The sequence below is a fragment of the Vreelandella hamiltonii genome (assembly GCF_014651795.1).
GTDB classification, from domain to species: domain Bacteria; phylum Pseudomonadota; class Gammaproteobacteria; order Pseudomonadales; family Halomonadaceae; genus Vreelandella; species Vreelandella hamiltonii.
Genome location: NZ_BMXO01000003.1, coordinates 94,969 through 116,477, shown reverse-complemented (window position 1 = coordinate 116,477; position 21,509 = coordinate 94,969). Strand labels below are relative to the sequence as shown.

General features: G+C 63.0%; 19 protein-coding genes. 6 read left to right on the top strand and 13 right to left on the bottom strand.

Annotated features, from left to right (window positions below):
- The first annotated feature begins 25 nt into the window (after positions 1–25).
- Complete coding sequence (gene atzF, locus IE061_RS05060) at positions 26–1,837, top strand: allophanate hydrolase (protein ID WP_193461146.1); 1,812 nt, start codon at positions 26–28, stop codon at positions 1,835–1,837.
- 38 nt (positions 1,838–1,875) lie between these two features.
- Here atzF and IE061_RS05055 read toward each other — a convergent pair whose 3' ends face one another.
- The 5 genes from IE061_RS05055 to IE061_RS05035 all read right to left on the bottom strand — a co-directional run bounded on the left by IE061_RS05055 (position 1,876) and on the right by IE061_RS05035 (position 6,467).
- Entirely contained in the window at positions 1,876–2,928 is a 1,053-nt protein-coding gene (locus tag IE061_RS05055; RefSeq protein WP_193461145.1) for a hypothetical protein, read from the bottom strand.
- Between the two features lie 105 nt (positions 2,929–3,033).
- Positions 3,034–3,444 carry a type II toxin-antitoxin system tRNA(fMet)-specific endonuclease VapC gene (gene vapC, locus IE061_RS05050; RefSeq protein WP_016913422.1) on the bottom strand — a complete coding sequence of 137 codons (411 nt, stop codon included), beginning with the start codon at positions 3,442–3,444 and terminating at the stop codon, positions 3,034–3,036.
- A complete protein-coding gene (gene vapB / locus IE061_RS05045; protein WP_016913421.1) occupies positions 3,444–3,674 on the bottom strand; it encodes a type II toxin-antitoxin system VapB family antitoxin in 231 nt (76 codons plus the stop codon). Before vapB ends, vapC begins: the two co-directional genes overlap by 1 nt.
- 219 nt (positions 3,675–3,893) lie before the next feature.
- On the bottom strand, positions 3,894–5,573 hold the full coding sequence (gene leuA / locus IE061_RS05040) for a 2-isopropylmalate synthase (protein ID WP_193461144.1): 1,680 nt from the start codon (positions 5,571–5,573) through the stop codon (positions 3,894–3,896).
- Between the two features lie 51 nt (positions 5,574–5,624).
- Entirely contained in the window at positions 5,625–6,467 is an 843-nt protein-coding gene (locus IE061_RS05035) for an ion transporter (RefSeq protein WP_193461143.1), read from the bottom strand.
- Positions 6,468–6,626: 159 nt separating this feature from the next.
- On the opposite strand from IE061_RS05035, the gene IE061_RS05030 reads away from it, so the two are divergent.
- Positions 6,627–7,469, top strand: a complete 843-nt coding sequence (locus tag IE061_RS05030; RefSeq protein WP_230478386.1) for a DUF6694 family lipoprotein — start codon at positions 6,627–6,629, stop codon at positions 7,467–7,469.
- A 73-nt stretch (positions 7,470–7,542) separates the two neighbouring features.
- Here the strand turns inward: IE061_RS05030 and serB are convergent, their stop codons facing one another.
- From serB to pgi, 4 genes are all read right to left on the bottom strand, one after another.
- Positions 7,543–8,487, bottom strand: coding sequence for a phosphoserine phosphatase SerB (serB, locus tag IE061_RS05025; RefSeq protein ID WP_193461142.1), 945 nt, complete (start codon positions 8,485–8,487; stop codon positions 7,543–7,545).
- A 3-nt stretch (positions 8,488–8,490) separates the two neighbouring features.
- Positions 8,491–10,743, bottom strand: coding sequence for a DNA topoisomerase IV subunit A (gene parC / locus IE061_RS05020; RefSeq protein WP_016913416.1), 2,253 nt, complete (start codon positions 10,741–10,743; stop codon positions 8,491–8,493).
- A gap of 6 nt (positions 10,744–10,749) precedes the next feature.
- Positions 10,750–12,645: a DNA topoisomerase IV subunit B gene (parE, locus tag IE061_RS05015; protein ID WP_193461141.1), complete on the bottom strand. Its 1,896-nt coding sequence runs from the start codon at positions 12,643–12,645 to the stop codon at positions 10,750–10,752.
- Between the two features lie 121 nt (positions 12,646–12,766).
- Positions 12,767–14,476: a glucose-6-phosphate isomerase gene (pgi, locus tag IE061_RS05010; RefSeq protein ID WP_193461140.1), complete on the bottom strand. Its 1,710-nt coding sequence runs from the start codon at positions 14,474–14,476 to the stop codon at positions 12,767–12,769.
- Positions 14,477–14,590: 114 nt separating this feature from the next.
- Here pgi and cmoA point away from each other — a divergent pair, with 114 nt between their 5' ends.
- A complete protein-coding gene (gene cmoA / locus IE061_RS05005; RefSeq protein WP_039177622.1) occupies positions 14,591–15,334 on the top strand; it encodes a carboxy-S-adenosyl-L-methionine synthase CmoA in 744 nt (247 codons plus the stop codon).
- Between the two features lies 1 nt (position 15,335).
- Positions 15,336–16,346, top strand: a complete 1,011-nt coding sequence (gene cmoB, locus IE061_RS05000; RefSeq protein WP_193461139.1) for a tRNA 5-methoxyuridine(34)/uridine 5-oxyacetic acid(34) synthase CmoB — start codon at positions 15,336–15,338, stop codon at positions 16,344–16,346.
- 7 nt (positions 16,347–16,353) lie between these two features.
- On the opposite strand, the gene IE061_RS04995 is transcribed toward cmoB, so the two are convergent.
- The 4 genes from IE061_RS04995 to IE061_RS04980 all read right to left on the bottom strand — a co-directional run bounded on the left by IE061_RS04995 (position 16,354) and on the right by IE061_RS04980 (position 19,828).
- Positions 16,354–17,028: a zinc metallopeptidase gene (locus IE061_RS04995; protein ID WP_016913411.1), complete on the bottom strand. Its 675-nt coding sequence runs from the start codon at positions 17,026–17,028 to the stop codon at positions 16,354–16,356.
- Positions 17,029–17,186: 158 nt separating this feature from the next.
- Positions 17,187–18,305, bottom strand: a complete 1,119-nt coding sequence (locus IE061_RS04990) for an App1 family protein (protein ID WP_016913410.1) — start codon at positions 18,303–18,305, stop codon at positions 17,187–17,189.
- Complete coding sequence (locus tag IE061_RS04985; RefSeq protein ID WP_100730734.1) at positions 18,305–18,868, bottom strand: type 1 glutamine amidotransferase domain-containing protein; 564 nt, start codon at positions 18,866–18,868, stop codon at positions 18,305–18,307. Before IE061_RS04985 ends, IE061_RS04990 begins: the two co-directional genes overlap by 1 nt.
- Positions 18,869–18,937: 69 nt before the next feature.
- Positions 18,938–19,828, bottom strand: coding sequence for a helix-turn-helix transcriptional regulator (locus tag IE061_RS04980; RefSeq protein WP_040460695.1), 891 nt, complete (start codon positions 19,826–19,828; stop codon positions 18,938–18,940).
- A gap of 216 nt (positions 19,829–20,044) precedes the next feature.
- Between IE061_RS04980 and IE061_RS04975 the strand changes: the two genes are divergently transcribed.
- On the top strand, positions 20,045–20,743 hold the full coding sequence (locus tag IE061_RS04975) for an ABC transporter permease (RefSeq protein ID WP_016913407.1): 699 nt from the start codon (positions 20,045–20,047) through the stop codon (positions 20,741–20,743).
- Complete coding sequence (locus IE061_RS04970; protein ID WP_081136925.1) at positions 20,740–21,465, top strand: ATP-binding cassette domain-containing protein; 726 nt, start codon at positions 20,740–20,742, stop codon at positions 21,463–21,465. The genes IE061_RS04975 and IE061_RS04970 overlap by 4 nt, the downstream gene beginning before the upstream one ends.
- Positions 21,466–21,509 lie beyond the last annotated feature (44 nt).

The window sequence follows — 21,509 nt, the reverse complement described above, 5'->3', positions numbered from 1 at the left end:
CTCAGAACTAGATTAGGAGACCACCATGGCACTCACCCAAGCGCTGGATATCGCCAGCCTGCACAGCGCCTATCGGCAGGGCAACCTGACACCTGCACGACTGGTAGAACACCTGCTCGATACACACGGCCATGACCCTGCCTGGATCACCCGGCTGACGCGTGAGCAATTAGCGCCCTACCTCCAACGCCTGGAAGGCGAATCGCCGGAGACCCTGCCCCTGTACGGCATTCCGTTTGCGATCAAGGACAATATCGACCTGGCGGGCGTTCCGACCACGGCGGGGTGTCCTGCTTTTGCCTACACGCCCAGCGAACACGCTTTCGTCGTGCAGCGGTTGATCGATGCGGGGGCGATCCCCATGGGCAAAACCAACCTGGACCAGTTTGCCACGGGGCTGGTCGGTGAACGGGCGTTGGAGGTTTACGGCACGCCCGCCAATGCCTTCGACCCGACGCGGGTGCCGGGTGGCTCCAGCAGCGGCTCGGCGGTGGTCACGGCGGCGGGCATGGTCAGCTTTGCTCTCGGTACCGATACGGCGGGCTCAGGCCGTGTGCCGGCCTGTTTTCACAACTTGTACGGGGTCAAGCCAAGCCTGGGCCTGCTCAGCGCCCGCGGCGTAGTACCCGCCTGCGCAACGCTGGACACCATCAGCCTGTTTACCTTCACCGCCGACGATGCCGCGAAAGTGCTCAGCATTACCGCTGCCTATGATGATCAGTGCGCCTGGTCGCGAAAGCACGATTTTGCCGTGCACGCCAGACGCTATGGAAAGGCCCCTTCCGCGTTCCGCTTTGGCGTACCGCCCGAAACCCAATGGCAAACGGATGCGGCCTACACCCAGGGCATGCACCAGGCCATTGCCCACCTTGAAGCGCTGGGCGGTGAAAAGGTCGAGCTGGACTGCGCGCCCCTGTTGGCGGCGGCGCGCCTGCTTTACGAAGGCCCCTGGGTGGCCGAGCGCTACCACGTGATTCGTGAGCTGATGGCCAGCCACCCCGAAGCCGTTCACCCTGTGACGTTTCAGATCACGCAAGGCGGGGCCACCCCGCTGGCGGTCGATGCCTTCGATGCGCGCTATCAGCTCGCCGAATTCAAGCGCCAGGCCGATGCGCTCATCGCCCAGGTAGATGTGATGCTCAGCCCCACCACGGTGACCCACCCCACCAAGGCAGATGTCGCCGCTGACCCGATTGGCGTGAACTCACGGCTGGGGACCTGGACCAACTTCATGAACCTGCTCGATTACAGCGCCCTGGCGGTACCTGTGGCATTGCCCGAAAGCGGCCTGCCTGCCGGGGTCACCCTGTTCGGCCCGGCGTTTGCCGACCTGATGCTGCTGTCGTTGGCGCGGGCGCTGGAGGCACGCGTGATGCTGCCACTGGGGGCAACCGGCATTGCACATCCGCCACTCGCTGATTTGGCAACCACCGCCCAGGACGGCCACATGGAGATCGTGGTGTGCGGCGCTCACCTGAGCGGCTTACCCCTCAACCACCAACTGACGGAGCGCGGCGGCGTGCTGCACGAAGCGAGCCAGACGGCTCCTTGCTACAAGCTGTTCGCGCTGGCGGGCGGGCCGCCTTCGCGTCCGGCGCTGCTGCGCGATGCGGGGGGCCAGGCCATTGACGTCGAGGTATGGCGGCTGCCCGTGGAGACCGTGGGCAGCTTTCTGGCCGGGATTCCCGCGCCGCTGGGGCTGGGGCAGGTGGAGCTGGCCAGCGGCCGCTGGGCGTGTGGATTCATCTGCACTGCCGGGGCGCTGAACGAAAGCGGTACCGCCAGGGACATTACCGAATTCGGCAGTTGGCGAAAGTGGCTGGCCAGCCACGCCTGACACCGCCCGCCGCTCTGAGCAATGACCTCAGAGCGGCGCTACCCACGCTGCCTCGGCGCGTGCGCAAGCGTCCTGGCGCACAGGCGCGCCACCGGCAGTAGCAGCCAGAGCAAGGGGGAAATCAACCAGCGATATAGCCAGCGGGCCATGATCAGCAGCGGCAGCAAGACCAAGCACCACAGCAGCCACTGCCCCAACCAGGTGGGCCAGCCAAGCCAGTTGGCCAGATTGGCGCCTAGCGCGCTCACCAGGCTGGGGTGGCGTACCACCACGTAGGCCGTGCCCGCCACTGCCGCCACGCGCGCCATGCGGGGCAGCGCTGCGAAACGTCCCGTGCTGGCCGCGACGCCCACACGGGCACCCTGCGCCTCCAGCGCGCCGACTCGGCCTGCCCGGGCGGCTCTTCCCGCTCGCAGCACCTTGACCGTGCTGGCCATCACCAGCAGGTCCACCCCTGCCCACCCGAGATCGCTGGCACGCACGCCGTCGCCGCTGCGCCACTGGCTCTCCAGTTGACGAATCCCACTGGTGAAAAAGTCGCCCACCCCGGTCACGACGCGCTCGCCTTGCAGCCAATTCACCTGGCCTTCACGGTCGATGACGAACTGGTTCAACAGTGCGTGCCCCTCGGCATCGAGGAATGCAATGCCCATCAGCCCGCGCTGCTGGGCCGACCATTGCGCCGGGGCAGGCATCTCTTCATCGCTCCACCATCGGCTCAGCTGCTGGTAGCGCTCACCCAGCCAGTGCTGTGCACGCAGCGTGGCGCTGTCGTGATGATGAAAATAGCTGACTGGCAGCACCGCATCGGCACCATAACGCACCAATACGTCCTGCCACTGGGGTGAGAGCCCGTACGCGAGCAGTACCTCCCGGGCGAGATCGCCATGCTGCATGACAGCCAGCCAGGCGCTCATCCACAGCGCCTGATCAGAAGCATAGTGCAGCATCAGCGCGTTGATCTCAGGAGACTCTTGCTCAAGGGGCAATGCAGGCAGTGCCTTATGGGCTTCCAGCCGCACCAGCCGTGGCTCGAAGGGCTCGCGGGAGGCAGCCGAGGTCAATATTGCAGCTGCCAAGGCAATCAGCACGAAGACCCACCCAACCCGTGTTACCCATCCTCTGCACATTGACGGCTATCCTGCTGTTCTATGCTGGAATAATCGCTCTGACACTAGGTCTCCCGCCATAGAGCGTCACTGCCCCGAGCCTACCCAATCTTCTACACGCAAGCCCGGCACTGCTTTGAACTCGCGCATATTGTTGGTGACCAGTATCAGCCCTCGTGAGCGCGCGTGACCGGCGATCATTTGATCGTAAGGGCCTATGGGCTTGCCCACCTTGGCTTGTTCAGCGCGCAGCTGCCCTGTATGCGATGCCGCTGCCTCGTCGTACATCAACACGTCCAGCCTGGCTGCAAACCCTTCGATGGTGGCTAAATTACGTTCAGGGAAAGCAGATTTTTCTGCACCATACACCAACTCCATCAGTGTGACAGTACTGATGCACAGCTGCCCATGATGCTGTTTGAATGCCTCACGAACCTCTTGCGGACGATTTTTAATCGTGAAAATGCAGATATTGGTATCGAGCATGAACTTGAGCATCAAAACATGTCTCGTTCCTGTTCGGGGGGCTGCTCACGTGACGACATGAAGTCATCGCTCACGCCTTCACCCTCAAACCAGCTATCCCAGGCCTCCCCGGCTGGCGATATAACCCGGGTACGACCAATGGCCACGATGTCGACTCGCTTTACACCTTCTGGCAGAGCCAACGCTTTGGGCAGTCGAACCGCCTGGCTTCGATTACTCTGAAAGACTGCGCCTTGTTCCATGATCAGACTCCTGTGCCAAGACCATCGGGAGATACCGTACATGGAACTCATGTTAGCCAACGCAATGGATATGTCAAAGGGATATACACCCTAATGAGCCTACCCAATCCTGTAGCTGGCGATGCACTTCCTCCATGGGCAGATAGGCCTGCTCCATGCTGATCTCTGAGTCAGTGCATCTTGTAAACCGTGTTTACTCCAACGTTGCCGCCTAAACGTTTACTGTTGGGAACGAGCCACATGATAACGATTGATGGCACTCAGCACGCCTTTCATGGAGGCGCTGGTGATGCTCTCGTCACTGCCGACGCCAAACACGGCCTGGCCGTCGATACGGACTTCGACATAGGCAATGGCTTCCGCATCGGCGCCCTGGCCTCGGGAGTGCTCGTGGTAGTCGATGATCTCCACGTCGTGACCATGGGCGTGCAGCGCTTTGACGAAGGCGGCCAGCGGGCCGTTGCCCTGACCGCTCAACAGATGACGTTCGCCCTGCTGCTCCACGACGGCTTCCAGGGTGACGCGAGGGCTATCCGGCTCGGAGGCCAGGCGGTGGTTGACCAGCGCCAGCGGTGCCTGCTGCTCCAGGTACTCTTCCAGGAAGGCCTGATAGATCATCCGGGAAGTGATCTCGCGGCCCGTACGGTCCGCCACTTCCTGCACCACCTGGCTGAATTCGATGGAGAGCCTGCGCGGTAGCTCGATGCCGTGCTCCTGCTCCAGCAGGTAGGAGATGCCGCCCTTGCCCGACTGGCTGTTGACGCGAATCACGGCTTCGTAGCTGCGCCCGACATCCATGGGGTCAATGGGCAGGTACGGCACGTCCCAGGGGGCTTCGGGGTTGGCGCGACGCTCGGCCATGCCCTTCTTGATGGCGTCCTGATGCGAACCGGAAAACGCCGTGAACACCAGGTCGCCCACGTAAGGATGGCGCGGATGAACCGGCAGCTGGTTGCAGTACTCCACTTCGCGCATGATCGGCGTGATATTGGAGAAATCGAGCTGGGGGTGCACGCCCTGAGTGTACATGTTCATGGCCAGCGTCACGATATCGACATTGCCGGTACGCTCGCCATTACCGAACAGGGTGCCCTCGATTCGGTCGGCACCCGCCATCAGCGTCAACTCCGCCGCCGCCACGCCGGTGCCGCGGTCGTTGTGCGGGTGCACGCTGACGATCAGCGTATCGCGCTTTTTCACATGGCGGCAGAACCACTCGATCTGGTCGGCGTAATTGTTGGGCGTGGCCACTTCGACCGTGGCCGGCAGGTTGACGATCATCCGGTTGTCCACGCTGGGGCCGAAGGTGTCCATCACGGCTTCGACGATCTCCACGGCGAAAGGCATTTCCGTGGTCGTGAACAGCTCCGGCGAGTACTGGAAGGTCCACTGGGTCTCCGGGTTGGCGGCCATCAGGTCACGTATCTGCGCCGTGGCGTCCACGGCAATTTGCACGCACTCTGCCTTGTCGACGTTGAACACCACCCGTCGAAACATCGGGTCGGTGGCATTGTAGACGTGCACGATGGCGCGCTTGGCGCCCTTCAGCGCCTCGAAGGTGCGCTCGATCAGATGCGGCCGTGCCTGGGTCAGCACCTGGATGGTGACGTCGTCGGGAATCTTGTCCTGCTCGATCAACGAGCGCACGAAATCGAAATCGGTTTGCGACGCAGAAGGAAAGCCCACTTCGATCTCTTTGAAACCGATCTTCAGCAGCATGTCGAACAACCGCTGCTTGCGCTCCTGATCCATGGGGTCGATCAGCGACTGGTTGCCATCGCGCAGGTCGACGCTGCACCAGATGGGCGGCGTGTCGATACGCTGGCCGGGCCACTGACGGTCGGGCAGGTCCACCGCCACGAAAGGGCGATACTTTTTCGAAGGGTCCTTCATCATCATCGTGGCTCTCCTGTTATTCGTCGCGGTCAGGCTTTGCTTGCCCAGGCGGTGCTAGCCAGGCTTTGCTTGCGCGGCCGCCTGCAGGGCGGATTCCATGCGATCCAACTGGCTGCGCAGTGCGCGCACGTCGTCACGCAAGCCCTGTATCTCTGCAGCTTCGCCTTCTCCGCTTTCTAAATCAATCTGTGCGCTCTCTTTCTGCATCACGTCCAGCACGATACCGATCATCATATTCAGGAAAATGAACGCATTCAAAAAGATGAAGGTCAGAAAGTAGATCCAGGCGTAGGGGTACTGCTCCATGGTGGGATACAGCACCGCCGTGGCCCAGCTCTCGAAGGTGGCCACCTGGAACAGCGTCAGCATGGCCAGCGCAATGTTGCCCCACAGCTGCTCATCCACGGTATGGAAGATGAAGCTGCCCACCGCCGCGTAGATATAGAAGATGATGAACATCAGCAGCGCCACGTAGCCCATCCGTGGAATGGACTTGATCAACGCCACCAAGAGCAGGCGCAGCTCGGGAATCATCGACACCAGACGCAGCACCCGGAAGATGCGCAGCAGGCGTGCCAGCAGCACCATCTCAGAGTCGTCCATGGGGATAAGGCTGGCCGTGACGATCAGGAAGTCGAAGATGTTCCAACCCTTCTTGAAGAAGTTGGTCAGATTGCGTTCGGCGGCCATGCGAATCAGCAGTTCCACCAGAAAGAAGATGGTGACGGCGACGTCCAGATAGATCAGCCACTGCTCGAACTGACTGACCTCATCGTAGGTGCGGGCACCGATGGTCAGGGCAGACAGCACGATGATGGCGATCACCACGGTCTCGAACAGCTTGTTGCTGCGCAGCTTTTCAAAGCGCGCCTGCCAGGTAGTAAAGGATGCACTCATGGAACGGGGCTTCTCGGAAACGTTGAATCGGCACACTTTATACCAAAAAGAGCCGCCTTCCACCTGCTGGATACAGGGGAGTTTTGCTGCTCCGGCTAGTGGTCGATACCACTTTCGGGTAAGCTCCCTGTCGGTTTTTTGGCCTAACGAGGTACAACTATGCGGCGCCTGACAAGGCTATCGATACTGTCGCTGACGGCCCTGCTGATAGCGGGCTGTGCTGACCCCAAAATTGATACGAGTTCGATGCCCGCAGCCGTGGTGTCCATCGAGAAAGTCCGCGATTCGCTGCCCACCTACAAACGCGACGAGTTCGACCAGGCGCTGAAGATCATCGCCATGTCGTCTTTCAGCGGTATCAGCGTGCTGCAGCCCGGGCGCATGAACGCGGCTGAAATCGCCGAGTCGGCCAACGCCTACATGCATGGGCTCACCGGCGACCAGGTCATCGAGCGAGCCGACGAGATGCTGCGCCAGCGCCGTGCCCGAGAGCGTGACCAGGCCCTGCGCACCTTGAGCCGCCTGGAAGAAAAAGAGGCCAACGCCGAAGCCGCCCAGCAGCAGCTGGCGCGGGTAAGTATCGACAGGGCGCGCTACTATCTTGCTTCCAGCCCATTCGGGGCGCTGGAGCCGGTCATCGAACTGGACGTCAGCAACGATTCTGATGCAGCCATTGCCGAGCTGCAGCTGCGCGGCGTACTGCGCAGCGCCAACCGCGACGTTGCCTGGGTAGACGAGACGTTCTACTACGTGATTTCCGGCGGCCTGGCGCCGGGTGAACGCGCCACCTGGAGCCTGGCACCCAACCGTTTTGGCCCCTGGGGCAACGATCAGATACCCCGGGATGTCCAGCTCACCCTCACGCTGAAGGGCGTGAAGGATGCCCAGGGCCAACGGCTGTGGCACGCGCCTACGCTGACGGAGGCCGAAACCGAACGGCTGGAAGCCCTGCGGGCCGAGTACGGTAGCCTGACGCCCAGCACCGAGAGTCCTTCGAGCTGAACAGGGCGGCCAAACGCCGCCCCGTCAGTCACTGGATAGGGTCGAAGATAGGGTCGAACTGGATAGGGTCGAACTAGACAGGATCGATCAGCTCGGCCTGGGAATAGCCCAGCAGATAGAGCACGCCATCCAGCCCCGCCACGCCCAGCGCCTGACGCGCCTCGGCACGCACCAGCGGTTTGGCGCGAAACGCTACGCCCACTCCCGCCTTGGCCAACATCTTCAGGTCGTTGGCCCCGTCACCTACCGCTACCGTCTGCGCCAGGTCGATACCTTCACGCTGGGCAATCTGCTCCAGCAGCAGCGCCTTGCGCTCGGCATCGACGATGGGCTCCTGGACTTCGCCTGTGACCTTGCCCTGCTGAATCACCAGCTCATTGGCGTGGATCTCATCGAAGCCAAGCCGCGCCTGCAGGCCACGGGCAAAATAGGTAAAGCCACCAGAAAGGATGGCAGTGCGGATCCCCTGGTGGCGAAGATTGGCCATCAGCCGCTCGACGCCGTCCATCAGCGGCAGCTCGGCCGCAATGCTGGCCAACACCGACTCATCCAGCCCCGCCAGCTTGCTCATCCGCTCCCGGAAGCTGGCCTGAAAGTCCAGCTCGCCGCGCATCGCCCGCTCGGTGACTTCGGCCACTTCGTCGCCTACCCCGTGGCGGCGCGCCAGCTCATCGATCACCTCGGCCTTGATCAGGGTGGAATCCATATCGAAACAGACTAGCCTGGGAGCCCCCAGGTGGCGCCGGTCGGGTTGCACCACCACGTCGGCCCCCAGCGTTTCCCCCAGCGCCAGCGCCGCCTGACGCAGCTCCCGCCACTCGGCGGGAGCGCCAGCCAGATGCAGCTCCAGGCAATCCAGCGGCGCGCCTTCTGCCACCTGGGCCAACGGCGTGCGCTGCTGCTCCTGCAGGCCGAACTGCGCCAGCAGTGCCGCCAGGGGCGGCTCCATGTCGGGTGTCCAGCGTGGTGACAGTACACTCATCACCATATCGGCTACTGCTTCATCACCGCGTGCCATCGGTCACTCCCCTGCTTCTAGTCGTTCAACTTTTTGAAAACCGCGCGGCAACTTGCTGCCCCGACGCCCACGTTCACCCCGGTAATAAGCAAGGTCATCGGCCTTGAGCGTCAGCTTGCGCTTGCCCGCATGAATGATCAGCTCACCGCCTTCCGGCACAATGGCGATATCACGCAGGAACTCTTCGCGCCGCGCCGCCCGAGGGCCGGGGATATCGAGCATCTTGTTGCCCTTGCCCTTGGCCATCTCGGGCAACTGGTCCAGCGGGAAGAGCAGCAGCCGCCCTTCGTTGGAAACCGACGCCACCCACAGCGATTCGCCTTCCGGCACCTCCACGGGCGCCATGACGCTGCAGCCCTTCGGCACGCTGAGTACCGCCTTGCCCGCCTTGTTCTTGCCGGTCAGCGCCTCCAGGGGCGCGACGAAGCCATAGCCACCATCGCTGGCCAGCAAAAAGCGTCGCGTGGGCGGCGCCAGCATCAAGCCCGCCATCTGGGCGCCCGCCGAGACATTGGCGCGGCCGGTGACCGGCTCGCCCTGCCCTCGGGCGCTGGGCAGGTTGTGCGCTGGCAGCGTGTAGGCACGGCCAGTATCGTCCAGCAGCACCAGCGGCTGATTGGTCTTGCCCCGGGCAGCCAGGCGGAAGCTGTCGCCCGCCTTGTACGATAGCCCTTCAGGGTCGATGTCATGGCCCTTGGCCGCACGGATCCAGCCCTTGTCGGACAGCACCACGGTAATCGGGTCGGCTCCCAGCAGCTCCACTTCCGAGAGCGCTTTCGCTTCGCTGCGCTCGACCAGCGGCGAACGGCGCGCATCGCCGTGCTCCTTGCCCGCCGCGCGAATCTCTTTTTCGATCAGCGTAGTGAGCTTGGCGTCGCTGCCCAGCAGGCCTTGCAGGGTCTTGCGCTCTTTCTCCAGCTCGTCCTGCTCGCCGCGAATCTTCATCTCCTCCAGCTTGGCCAGGTGGCGCAGGCGCAGCTCCAGAATCGCCTCGGCCTGCCGCTCGGAGAGGCCAAAAGCGCTCATCAGGGCAGGTTTGGGCTCGTCCTCCTCGCGGATGATACGAATCACTTCATCGATGTTCAGGTAAGCCGTCAGCAGGCCTTCCAGAATGTGCAGGCGATCTTCCACCTTGCCCAGCCGATGCTCCAGGCGACGGCGCACCGTGGCACGACGAAAGCGCAGCCACTCGCCCAGCATGTCATTCAGCGGCATGACCCGTGGCCGACCGTCCAGGCCAATCACGTTCATGTTCACCCGCACGTTCTTTTCGAGGTCCGTGGTGGCGAACAGGTGGGCCATCAGCGACTCCACGTCCACTCGGCTGGAGCGCGGCTCGATCACCAGGCGGGTGGGCTCTTCATGGGTCGACTCGTCACGCAGGTCGGCCACCATGGGCAGCTTCTTCGCCTGCATCTGCGCGGCGATCTGCTCCAGCACCTTGGCACCGCTGACCTGGTAAGGCAGCGCGGTGATCACCACGTTGGCCTCTTCTCGCACGTAGCGAGCGCGCAGCTTCACCGAGCCACGGCCGCTTTCATAGAGCTTTTGCAGGTCCGCTTTGGGGGTGATGATCTCGGCATCGGTGGGGAAGTCCGGTGCGGGCACGAACGCCATCAGCTCGGCCGTGGTGGCCTTGGGGTTGCGCAGCAGATGGCAGGTGGCATCGACCACTTCCGATACGTTGTGCGGCGGAATGTCCGTGGCCATGCCCACGGCAATGCCGGTGCCGCCATTGAGCAGCACATGGGGCAGACGAGCCGGCAGTACCACCGGCTCCTGCATGGTGCCATCGAAATTGGGCGCCCACTCCACGGTGCCCTGGCCCAGTTCGCTGAGCAGCACGTCGGCGAATTTGGAGAGCTTGGCCTCGGTGTAGCGCATTGCCGCGAAGGATTTGGGGTCGTCCGGGCTACCCCAGTTGCCCTGGCCATCCACCAGCGGGTAGCGGTAGCTGAACGGCTGGGCCATCAGCACCATGGCTTCGTAGCAGGCGCTGTCGCCGTGGGGGTGGAACTTGCCCAGCACGTCGCCCACGGTACGCGCCGACTTCTTGTACTTGGCGTTGGCGTGCAGCGCCAGTTCACGCATGGCATAAATGATGCGCCGCTGCACGGGCTTCATGCCGTCACCGATGTTGGGCAACGCGCGGTCGAGAATGACGTACATCGAGTAGTCGAGGTACGCTTTTTCGGTGTAGTCGCGCAGGGACAGACGCTCGACGTCGCCCTCCGCCACCTGAATATCCATGGTCATCGGAGGTTATACCTCAATGTCTGCGAGGTTGCCGTAATCTTCCAGCCACTTCTTGCGGTCGCTGGCACGTTTTTTCGCCAGCAGCATGTCCATCATCTCCAGCGTGCCGTCCCCCTCGCTCAGCGTGAGCTGCACCAGCCGGCGGGTCTCCACGGCCATGGTGGTTTCACGCAGCTGTAGCGGGCTCATTTCGCCCAGCCCCTTGAAGCGCTGCACGTTGGGGGTGCCGCGCTTGCTGGCCAGTTGCTTGAGGATGGCGGCCTTTTCGCTCTCGTCCAGGGCGTAGTGCACTTCCTTGCCCAGATCGATCCGGTAGAGCGGCGGCATGGCCACGAACACATGGCCTGCATCCACCAGGGCGGGGAAGTGCCTCACGAACAGGGCACACAGCAGCGTGGCGATGTGCAGACCATCCGAATCGGCATCGGCCAGGATGCAGATCTTGTGGTAGCGCAGCTTTTCCAGGTCGGCACTGCCGGGGTCGGCGCCAATGGCCTCCGCGATGTCGTGGACTTCCTGGGAGCCGTAGATATCGTGGGTCTCGACCTCCCAGGTGTTCAGAATCTTGCCGCGCAGCGGCAGGATGGCCTGGGTTTCGCGGTTGCGCGCCTGCTTGGCGCTGCCCCCGGCCGAGTCCCCTTCCACCAGAAACAGCTCGCTCTGGGCCGGGTCCTGGCCCGAACAGTCGGCCAGCTTGCCCGGCAGCGCGGGGCCCGAGGTGACCTTCTTGCGCGCCACTTTCTTCGATTTCCGCTGACGCTGCTGGGCAGCGCTGATCACCAGCTCGGCCAACTGCTCGGCCTGCTCCACGTGGTGGTTCAGCCACAGCGAGAACGCGTCTTTCACCACGCCGGACACGAATCCGGCGATGGTACGCGACGACAGCCGCTCCTTGGTCTGCCCGGCAAACTGAGGGTCGAGCATCTTGACCGACAGCACGAAGGATGCGCGCTCCCACAGGTCTTCGGCGGTGAGTTTGATGCCCCTGGGCAGCAGGTTGCGGAATTCGCAGAACTCCCTCAGGGCATCCAGCAACCCCGCCCGGAAACCGTTCACATGGGTGCCGCCCTGGGGCGTGGGAATCAGGTTGACGTAGCTCTCCAGCAGCGCTTCGCCACCTTCCGGCAGCCACTGAATCGCCCAGTCCACGCCATGCTCGTCATCATTGAAGTGGCCAACGAAAGGCTCCTTGGGAAGCACCTCGTAGCCATCGGTGGCTTCGGCCAGGTAGTCGCGCAGGCCATCGGCGTACGCCCACTCGGTTTTGGTGCCGTCCGGCTCCACCAGCGTGACCGCCAGCCCCGGACACAGCACCGTCTTGGCCCGCAGCAGGTGCTTCAATCGTGAGAGCGCAAGTTTGGGGCTGTCGAAGTAGCTTTCGTCCGGCCAGAAGCGCACCAGTGTTCCGGTGGCACGCTTGGCGGCTTTGCCGATCTCCTTGAGCTCTTCGATCTTTTCGCCGTGTTCGAAGGCAATGGCGTGGCGCGCGCCGTCACGGGTGACCTCGACCTCCAGCCGCCGCGACAGCGCATTGACCACCGACACGCCCACGCCGTGCAAGCCGCCGGAGAAGCGGTAGCTCGACGAGGAGAATTTACCCCCCGCGTGGAGCTTGGTCAGAATCAGCTCGACCCCCGAGACGCCGTGCTCGGGATGCAGGTCGATGGGCATGCCGCGCCCGTTGTCCTGCACTTCGATGGCGCCATCGCCGTGCAGCACGACGCTGATGGCCGTGGCATGCCCAGCCAGCGCTTCATCGACACTGTTGTCGATGACCTCCTGCGCCAGGTGATTGGGCCGCGAGGTATCGGTATACATTCCAGGGCGCTTGCGCACCGGCTCAAGCCCGGAGAGAACCTCGATGGAACTCGCGCCGTACTGAGAAGCATCAAACTGGGTCATGTAACGTCAGTTCCTAAAAATACGTACTGTCGGCGGCGTGCGCCGCCGACAAAAGGGCACAGGATAGCGGAAAAGCAAAAAGCTGTATATCCAGCCATGAAAAACGGGCGCCACGCATCTCTTAGCCGCGCGGCGTCTGCTCCGCCGCCCAGAACGCTTCGATCAGCCCACGGCTGGAAGCGTCCAAACGCGCCAGCTCGCCGTCACCTTCGATGATGGCCTGGGTATCGGTGGCAATCTGCTTGCCCAGCTCGACGCCCCACTGGTCGAAAGGATTGATGTCCCAGATCACCGCCTGCACGAACACCTTGTGCTCGTAGAGCGCAATCAGCGCCCCCAGGGTGGCGGGCGTGAGCTTGTCCAGCAGCACCGTGGTCGAGGGCTGATTACCGCGATAGCGCTTGTGTTCGGGGCGCGGGCCGTCCTCCTCCAGCGCATCGTCCCCCAGCATCAGCACCCGCGACTGGGCGAAGCAGTTGGCCAGCGCCAGCCGATGCTGGGCCTTCAGGTGGCGGCGAGTGTCCGGGTCTTCGACCTCGTCGTAGCGCTTGAGCGGGGCAATGAAGTCGCAGACCACCGGCTGGGTGCCCTGGTGCAGCAGCTGATAGAACGCATGCTGAGCATTGGGACCCAACTGCCCCCAAAGCACCGGGCAGGTAGAGTAACTCACCGCCTGGCCCTGGCGGGTCACGGATTTACCGTTGGACTCCATTTCCAGCTGTTCCAGATAGGCGGCAAAATATTCCAGACGCCCGTCATAGGGCAGAATCGAATGGGCGCGAATGTCCAGGAAATTCACGTTCCAAATACCCGCCAGGCCCAGCAGCACGGGCAGGTTATCGGCCATGGGCGCCGTCTTGAAGTGGGTATCCATGGCGTGCGCGCCCGACAGCAGCGCACGGAAGTTCTCCATGCCGATCACCAGGGCAATCGGCAGGCCAATGGTGCCCCAGAGCGAATAGCGCCCCCCCACCCACTCCCAGAACATCAGCTGGTGGTCCGGGGTGATGCCCCACTCGCTCATTTTTTCCGGACTTGCCGAGACGCCAATGAAGTGCTGACGCACGACCAGTTCGGCACTGATGGTGTGCGCCTGAGGGGCTTCGCCAGCTTCCGCATGCCGGGACAGCCGTCCCAGCAGCCAGTCACGGGCGGTGTTGGCGTTGGACAGCGTATCGATGGTGGTGAACGACTTCGAAGAGAGCACGAACAGCGTCGTTTCCGGGTTGAAACGCGTCAGGTAGTCGGCCAGCTGCGAGCCATCCATGGTCGAGGCAAAGTGCACCTCGACGGGGTGAATGTCGCTGGGGCGATAATCGGCCAGCGCGTGGGTCACCATCAGCGGGCCCAAATCCGAACCGCCTACCCCCAGATTCACCACGTGACGAATCGGCTTACCGGTGGCACCACGCCACTGGCCCGCGTGCAGGCGCTGCACCAGGCACTCCATCTGCGCCAGGCTGTCGTGCACGGCCCCAACGATGTCTTCACCCTCCACCTCCAGCTGGGCATCGGCGGGCAAGCGCAAGGCGGTGTGCAGCGCCGGGCGGTTTTCGCTGACGTTGACCCGCTTGCCGCTCAACAGCGCTTCGATGGCCCCCGGCACGCCCGCCTCTTCCGCCAGGCCCAGCAAATGCTCCAGGGTGTCGTCATCCCAGCGCTGTTTGGAGAGGTCCAGCGTCAGCCCCGCTACTTGACGGGTGAAGTGTGACCAGCGCTCGGGGTCGTCACCAAACAGGTTCTTCAGATGGATGTGACGAATCGCCTGGGCATGCTGGGTAAGCGTTTGCCAAGCGGGTAGCGTATCGGGAGTTGCCTTTGCTGAAGCCATGTGCCCTCTCCTGTGGCGTCGTTCCGTGAGGCAGGAATCTGTGATCGACGGGCCTGTTCTGGATTAACAAGGGCGCGTAAACTAGCGAGCCTCATTAACCAGCCTGGCTTGCCCATGAGTGATGCATCTTACCGCGACGCTATCTTTTCAACACCCCTGGATAAGGTGGCAAGGTTCTCTTTCGATGAACAGGTCGTCGCCTGCTTTCCCGACATGATCCGCCGCTCGGTGCCCGGCTATGGCCAGATCCTGGGCATGCTGAGCCTGATCGCCCAGCGCCATTTGCGCCACGGCGCCCATGTCTACGACCTGGGCTGCTCGCTGGGGGCCTCGGGCCTGGCGCTGGCCGGGGCCATGCCCGCCGACGCTTTCCGCTATACTGGCATCGATCTCTCGCCTGCCATGGTCGAGCGTGCTCGCCAGACCTTTCTCGACGAGAGCCCCGATCACGCCATGCAGGTGGAAGAAGCCGACATCCGCACCTACGCGTACGCGCCGTCGGGGATGATCATTCTCAACTTCACGCTGCAGTTTCTGCCTCCCGCCGACCGAGATGCCCTGCTCAAGCGGCTGTATGCAGCCCTGGAGCCCGGCGGCGTGCTGATTCTCTCGGAAAAGACCATCGACGCCGACGAGCGCGACAATGCCTGGCGAGTAGAGCGCTACCACGACTTCAAGCGTGCCAACGGCTACAGCGACATGGAAATCAGCCAGAAACGCACGGCGCTGGAGAACGTGCTGATTCCCGACACCCTGGATGCCTTGCACGAGCGGTTGTCGCAGGCGGGCTTTCCGCGCTCGATGACCTGGTTTCAGTACCTGAACTTCACCTCGCTGATCGCGTTCAAGGAGGGCTGACGTGGCGCTGCTTCCCGACGATCATCGTGTGCTGTATCAAGCGTTTCTGGATCAGGCCACGCAGGACGCTTCACTGACGCCGTGGCTGGCCAAGCTGCCCGAGCAGCTGGCCAGTGGGCTGGACCGCCAGCGCCACGGCGACCTTTCCGCCTGGGAAAAGGCCGTGGCCAAGCTGCCCCCGCTGCCCGAAGAGCGCCACGTCGACCTCAACAGCGACACGCTGACGGTAGAGCTGGCACTTACCGAGAGCCAGCAGCGCCAGTGTTTCAACCTGCTGCGCAAGCTGGCCCCCTGGCGCAAGGGGCCGTTTTGCCTGGGCGGTATTCATATCGACACCGAGTGGCGCTCCGACTGGAAATGGCAGCGCGTCGCGCCGCATCTTGCCCCGCTCAAGTATCGCAAAGTGCTGGATGTCGGCGGCGGCAGCGGCTACCACGCCTGGCGCATGGCAGGCGCAGGCGCCGCCTTCGTGCTGGTGATCGACCCTTCCCCGCGCTTCTACTGGCAGTTTCAGGCCGTGCGCCACTTCGTGGGTGACGCCGATGAAGGCCGCACGCACTTCCTGCCCGTGGGTATCGAGGACGTACCGGAAAACCTGGGCTTCTTCGATACGGTGTTCTCCATGGGGGTGCTCTACCATCGCCCTTCGCCCCTTGAGCACCTGCAACAGCTCAAGGGCGCGCTGGCCCCCGGCGGCGAGCTGGTGCTGGAAACCCTGGTAGTGGAAGGCGACGAGCAGACCGTGTTCGTGCCCGGCGAGCGCTACGCCGCCATGCCCAACGTCTACTTCCTGCCCTCATCCCGCGCCCTGTGCCACTGGCTGGAGCGCTGCGGCTTCACCAACGTGCGCGTAGTGGATGAAGCCGTCACCACGCTGGACGAGCAGCGCTCCACCGAGTGGATGACCTACCAGTCACTGGCCGACTTTTTGGATCCCCACGACCGCACCCGCACCATAGAAGGCTACCCCGCCCCCCGCCGCGCGGTGATTCTGGCGAACAAGCCGGCGTAAGCCAGGCTCAGCGCCGCAAAATCACCAGCCAGCGCCCCAGGTTCATGACGCTGGCCAGGGAGGCGGCCACGTAGGTGAAGGCGCAGGCGGTCAGGACGTGGCGGGCACCGGGCATGTCGTAGGGGGGCACGTAGTCTTTCAGCAGCGGCAGGGCCCGGTTGAAGCTGGCATCGAACTCGACCGGTAGCGTGACCAGATGCACCAGTGCCGCAGTGCCAAAACTGATCACGGCCATGGCCACCACCGCTGCCAGGCCGCCGGGCAAGCGGGTCAGCAGGAACAGGAAGGGTGCCAGCATCATCAGCACCGCCCCCAGCTTTTCCGCTCTTTGTGCCAGCTGTACCAGGCGGCTGCGGGCCAGCAGCGGCGCATAGCCTTCATGGTGCTGCAGGGCATGGCCCACTTCGTGAGCCGCCACGGTGACGGCGGTGAGCGAGCGGCCGTCGTAATGGTCTGGCGTCAAGCGCACACAGCGGGCTTCCGGGTCGTAGTGGTCGCCATGCTCGGTACGCTCTACCTTGACCCCTTCTACGCCCAGGCGGCGCAACAGGTGCTCGGCCAGTTCGGCCCCGGTGCCCGGGTAGTCGTCACGGCCACGGGTGTGACGCTTCAGCACCCATTTCGCCCAAACGTTGGGCAGTACGAAGATTGCCAGCATGATGGCAATGACCAGAATCCACATAACTCCACCGCTGCGTTCACAGGTAATTCAGAGAGGCTTCGACAAGCCGTGGGGGCACTGACGGCGGCAAAGCAAGCTGCTCGCGACGGCCAGTGCCTACGTAAAAAGACCCGCAAGCGGGCCATTAGTTTTACCATGATACGCGCGGGGGCGCAGCGTCAGTCGGGGTCGTTGTGATGTGCGGCGACATCACGCTTGACGGCCTGCAGCCCGCGGGCAGATATATCGCCCTGCCCGTGGGCATGTTCGGCCATCAGCACGCTGTCAGCGGCCAACACCAGTTCGCACTGAGTGTGCGCCAACTGCTCACGCAGGCGTTGAATGGCTTCTTCGCGTTTGGGGTCACTGTCCACCCGTCGGATGTAGATCGCCTTGATGCGCTCCGGGTAGGCTTTGACGACCTCGGTATACACCTCCGGGTCGTGCTGGCCGCTGTCGCCGATCAGGATGCAGGGCATGTCCTGATAGAGCGCCAGCATGCGGTCGATCAGGTCGCGCTTGTGGGCTTCTGCCCGGCGCGGCCAGGGCTTGCGCCAGGAGATACCCCATTCGCGCAGAAACAGGATCGGCCCCACCGGAATACGGTTGAGCTGAAAGAAGGCTTCGAGCATTTCATAGATGGCCCAGGGGCCACGGGACACGTACAGAATGGGACGCTCTGCCTTTTCGGTCTGGCCACGGTAGAGCGCCTGGTACAGCGATGCCACGCCGGGAAACGCGGTGCGTCGATGGGGTTTGCGCACGAACAGCCGATAGAGCATCTTCAGCTTTTCGGCCACCCCGGTGAACATCACGGTGTCGTCGATATCACTGATCACCAGCAGGTCGGCCTCGGGGGGCGGCACGTAGACTTCCACACTGGTGCGCACCGTAGGCTGGCCGCTGGCACGTACGACGATATCGGCACGGTGCCAGGAAACGTCCACTGGCAGCGTCGAGGTGATGGGCAAATGGGCGTCGAAATAACCGTCGCGGTCGGTGGTCAGCGTCAGCTGATTTTCGCCCACGCGGATCTCTACCTGGGCATCGGCCAGGCCACGGCGAAAGATGCGCCGGGCCACGTCGGCCGTGTCACGCAATATGCCGCGCCGCGGGATGGCACGCCCAAGGGCCGCCTGTCGAAACACGCGGCCCATGACGAAAATTTCCTGTTGAGAGCCGTAGCCACGATAAGGGTGCACCATCATGCCACCCCGGCCACGATCCTTTTTCATGGGTTTGGCAACGACATGGGCAAGCCTTTTGGCAAAGCTTGCCCACTGGTGATACCACGCCATTAAGCGTGCTGACCCGAGTGACGCCCTTCCTGCAGCTCTTCCAGCAGCTTGGCGTTGAAGGCATCCAGGTCCTTGGGGGTGCGGCTGGTCACGAGCCCACTATCGACCACCACCGGCTCGTCTACCCAGTTCACGCCCGCATTGCGCAAATCCTGAGCGACACTGGCGACCGAGGTCATCTTGCGCCCTTCCACCACGTCTGCATTGATCAGAATCCACGGGGCGTGACAGATGGCCGCCACCGGCTTGCCTGCCTGAAAGAAGGCTTTGACGAAGCTCAGCGCCTCATCGTTCATGCGCAGCTCGTCCGGGTTGAACAGGCCACCGGGAAGCACCAGGGCGTGATAGTCCGCCTCGCTGGCTTGGGCAAGCGACTTGTCGGCGGGGTAGTTATCGCCCCACTCGGTCTCTGCCCAGGCGCGGATCTCCTTGCCTTCCGGGGAGATCACATGCACATCGACGCCTTCTTTTTGCAGCGCGGCGCGAGGTACGCTCAGCTCGGACTCTTCGAAACCATCCGTTGCCAGAATAGCAACGCGTTTACTATTTAGTGCTTGATTCATCATGCTCTCCATTTCGTGATGAGTAGTCGTGTACAGCACCTAACCAGTGTGGCGCATCTTATACCATCGTCAAGCATTGTATAAAACGCGACCCAGCTGGCTGATGTCGTAACCTTTCAGCGCCTCGGCCCGCTGATGAAAGCGCGGCTGCCGGGCAAAGGCCATCAGCGCTTGCATTGTGGGCTCGAAAGCGCTGCGTCGATGCAGGACCAGATCGAACGACTCCTCCACCAGGGGAATGAAATGAAGCTGCTGGCGATGCGCCGCCGCCTCCATGCCCACCCCGACATCCGCCTCTCCCTGAGCAATGGCCAGGCCGAGATCCTCCTCGCTGAGCGCCATGTGATCGGCCCAGCGCAGCGCGTCAGACGCGATGGACGCTTGCGTCAACAAGCCTCGCAGCAAATGCGCAGCCCCGGCATCGGGCTGGCGATGAGCACACACCACGTCTGGGCGGGCAAGATCCTTGATCGTCTTCAGGCCCAGCGGGTTGCCCGGCGCCACTATCAGACCCTGACGGCGCTTGGCCCAGTGCAGCACCACCAGATCCTTGACCCCACCCAACCCCAGCACGGTCGGTTCGTTGTAGCGGCCGCTGTCAGGGTCCCGCAAGTGGATACCCGCCACCATGGCCTTGCCTTCGAGCAAGCGCCGAATGCCGTCGCCACTCCCATGGCACAGCGATGCCAGGTCGCAGCCACTCTCACGAATCGCCCACTCCAGCAGCGGATCGAGGCTTCCGGCCAGCACCTGAGGGGGCGGCAACCGTTGGGCCTGGTCGCCTTCCAGGTGGCTCAACACCCACATGTCGATGTGCTGACGAGGAAACAGCAGTTTCCCGGTCGCACGGCTACAAGGGATCTGCCCCTGGCGCACCAGGTCATACACCTTGCGCTCCTTGAGCCGCAGATACTCCGCCACTTCCGCCGTCGTAAGGTACTCTTTTGAATACTCTTTCAAAGACTCTCTCACCCGCCCACCTTCAAATACTGCATGAGACTGCATAGTAGCGCATATTTTTCAGCGCACCGTGCATCCCGAGAAATTTACGTACACTATGCACCTACCTGATGCTCCTACCAGCATCGTGACTTTTCAAATACATCATGACCTTACAACGACACCCTACCAACACAATGAACCTGCCGCTATCAGCAACCCTGGCCACGGAACGTCATGTCGGATAACCCATTCAGCACCGCGATAGCGCTCATTCTGGGCATGGACCCTGCGCTCGTGGCCATCGTGACGCTATCGCTTCAGGTGTCGCTGATCGCCGTCACCCTGGCCAGCCTGTTGGCACTGCCCCTGGGAGCGGCGCTGGCACTGTGGCAGTTCCCCGGGCGGAACGCTCTGATCGTGGTGCTCAATGCTCTCATGGGACTACCTCCCGTGGTCGCGGGCCTGTGCGTCTACCTCCTGCTTTCCCGTGCGGGGCCATTGGGTCAGTTCGGGCTGCTGTTCTCGCCCACCGCCATGGTCATTGCCCAGGTGATTCTCGTCTTTCCGATCATTGCTGCCCTGACACGCCAGCAGGTGGAAGCCCTGCACAGCGAGTACGCCGAACAGCTGCGTTCGCTCGGGCTTGGCCAACTGCGCATGATGCCCACGCTGCTGTGGGATGCGCGCTTTGGCCTGCTGACCGTGATCCTGGCGGGCTTTGGCCGCGCCAGTGCGGAAGTGGGCGCAGTGATGATCGTGGGGGGTAATATCGACGGCGTGACCAGGGTCATGACCACCAGCATCGTGCTGGAAACCAGCAAGGGTAACCTGGCGATGGCCTTGGGGCTGGGCATCATTCTGCTCAGTCTGGTCACCTTGATCAATGCACTGGCCCACTGGGTCAGTGAAACGGCAAAACGGCGGTTAGGATGAACGTACCCCTCAGCCCCGCGGCTTCCACCGTCCCCAGCCTGCATTTTCAGCAGGTCAGCTTCTGCCACCGTGGCGACACGCTGCTGGCACCGACCACGTTGGCGCTGCACGGCTGCCGCCGGACGCTGGTAATGGGCCCCAACGGGGCTGGTAAAAGCCTGCTCATGCGCTTGGCGCATGGGCTGCTGCGCCCCAGCAGTGGCCAGGTGACCTGGGAAGGCAAGCCGCCGGTGCAGGCCATGGTCTTTCAGCGCCCGGTGCTGCTGCGCCGTTCGGCGCTGGACAACCTCACCTACGCGCTGGCCGTGCATAGGGTGCCTCGCCGCCAGCGCAAGGCACTGGCCTTGCAAGCATTGGAAAAATTCGGCCTGACCAGCCTGGCCAAACGCCCCGCCCGGGTGCTTTCCGGAGGCGAGCAGCAACGTCTCACGCTGGCACGGGCCTGGCTGCTCAAGCCTGCCGTCCTGTTTCTGGATGAACCCACCTCCGCCCTGGACCCGGCGGCCATCAAGGCCGTGGAAGACGCGGTCAATGAGTTCCATCAGGCAGGCACGCGTATCGTCATGACCACCCACGATTTGCACCAGGCCCGGCGTCTGGCCGACGACGTGCTGTTCATGTACAGCGGTCAGTTGATCGAACACACCTCGGCAGAAGACTTTTTTGACACCCCGGCAACAGCGCAAGCCAGGGCGTTCATACGGGGCGAGCTGGTCTGGTAAGCCCTACTCTGGCAAGCCCTACTCTAGCAAGCCCCACCACGACG

Bases quoted from the DNA above. Each gene is read 5' to 3' on its own strand.
- IE061_RS04985 (WP_100730734.1), bottom strand. From the start codon at position 18,868: ATGAATCAAGCACTAAATAGTAAACGCGTTGCTATTCTGGCAACGGAT.
- IE061_RS04975 (WP_016913407.1), top strand. From the start codon at position 20,045: ATGTCGGATAACCCATTCAGCACCGCGATAGCGCTCATTCTGGGCATG.
- pgi (WP_193461140.1), bottom strand. From the start codon at position 14,476: ATGGCTTCAGCAAAGGCAACTCCCGATACGCTACCCGCTTGGCAAACG.
- leuA (WP_193461144.1), bottom strand. From the start codon at position 5,573: ATGATGATGAAGGACCCTTCGAAAAAGTATCGCCCTTTCGTGGCGGTG.
- cmoA (WP_039177622.1), top strand. From the start codon at position 14,591: ATGAGTGATGCATCTTACCGCGACGCTATCTTTTCAACACCCCTGGAT.
- vapC (WP_016913422.1), bottom strand. From the start codon at position 3,444: ATGCTCAAGTTCATGCTCGATACCAATATCTGCATTTTCACGATTAAA.
- IE061_RS04970 (WP_081136925.1), top strand. From the start codon at position 20,740: ATGAACGTACCCCTCAGCCCCGCGGCTTCCACCGTCCCCAGCCTGCAT.
- IE061_RS04990 (WP_016913410.1), bottom strand. From the start codon at position 18,305: ATGGCGTGGTATCACCAGTGGGCAAGCTTTGCCAAAAGGCTTGCCCAT.
- parC (WP_016913416.1), bottom strand. From the start codon at position 10,743: ATGACCATGGATATTCAGGTGGCGGAGGGCGACGTCGAGCGTCTGTCC.
- IE061_RS04995 (WP_016913411.1), bottom strand. From the start codon at position 17,028: ATGTGGATTCTGGTCATTGCCATCATGCTGGCAATCTTCGTACTGCCC.
- atzF (WP_193461146.1), top strand. From the start codon at position 26: ATGGCACTCACCCAAGCGCTGGATATCGCCAGCCTGCACAGCGCCTAT.
- IE061_RS05035 (WP_193461143.1), bottom strand. From the start codon at position 6,467: ATGAGTGCATCCTTTACTACCTGGCAGGCGCGCTTTGAAAAGCTGCGC.
- parE (WP_193461141.1), bottom strand. From the start codon at position 12,645: ATGACCCAGTTTGATGCTTCTCAGTACGGCGCGAGTTCCATCGAGGTT.
- vapB (WP_016913421.1), bottom strand. From the start codon at position 3,674: ATGGAACAAGGCGCAGTCTTTCAGAGTAATCGAAGCCAGGCGGTTCGA.
- serB (WP_193461142.1), bottom strand. From the start codon at position 8,487: ATGGCACGCGGTGATGAAGCAGTAGCCGATATGGTGATGAGTGTACTG.
- IE061_RS05030 (WP_230478386.1), top strand. From the start codon at position 6,627: ATGCGGCGCCTGACAAGGCTATCGATACTGTCGCTGACGGCCCTGCTG.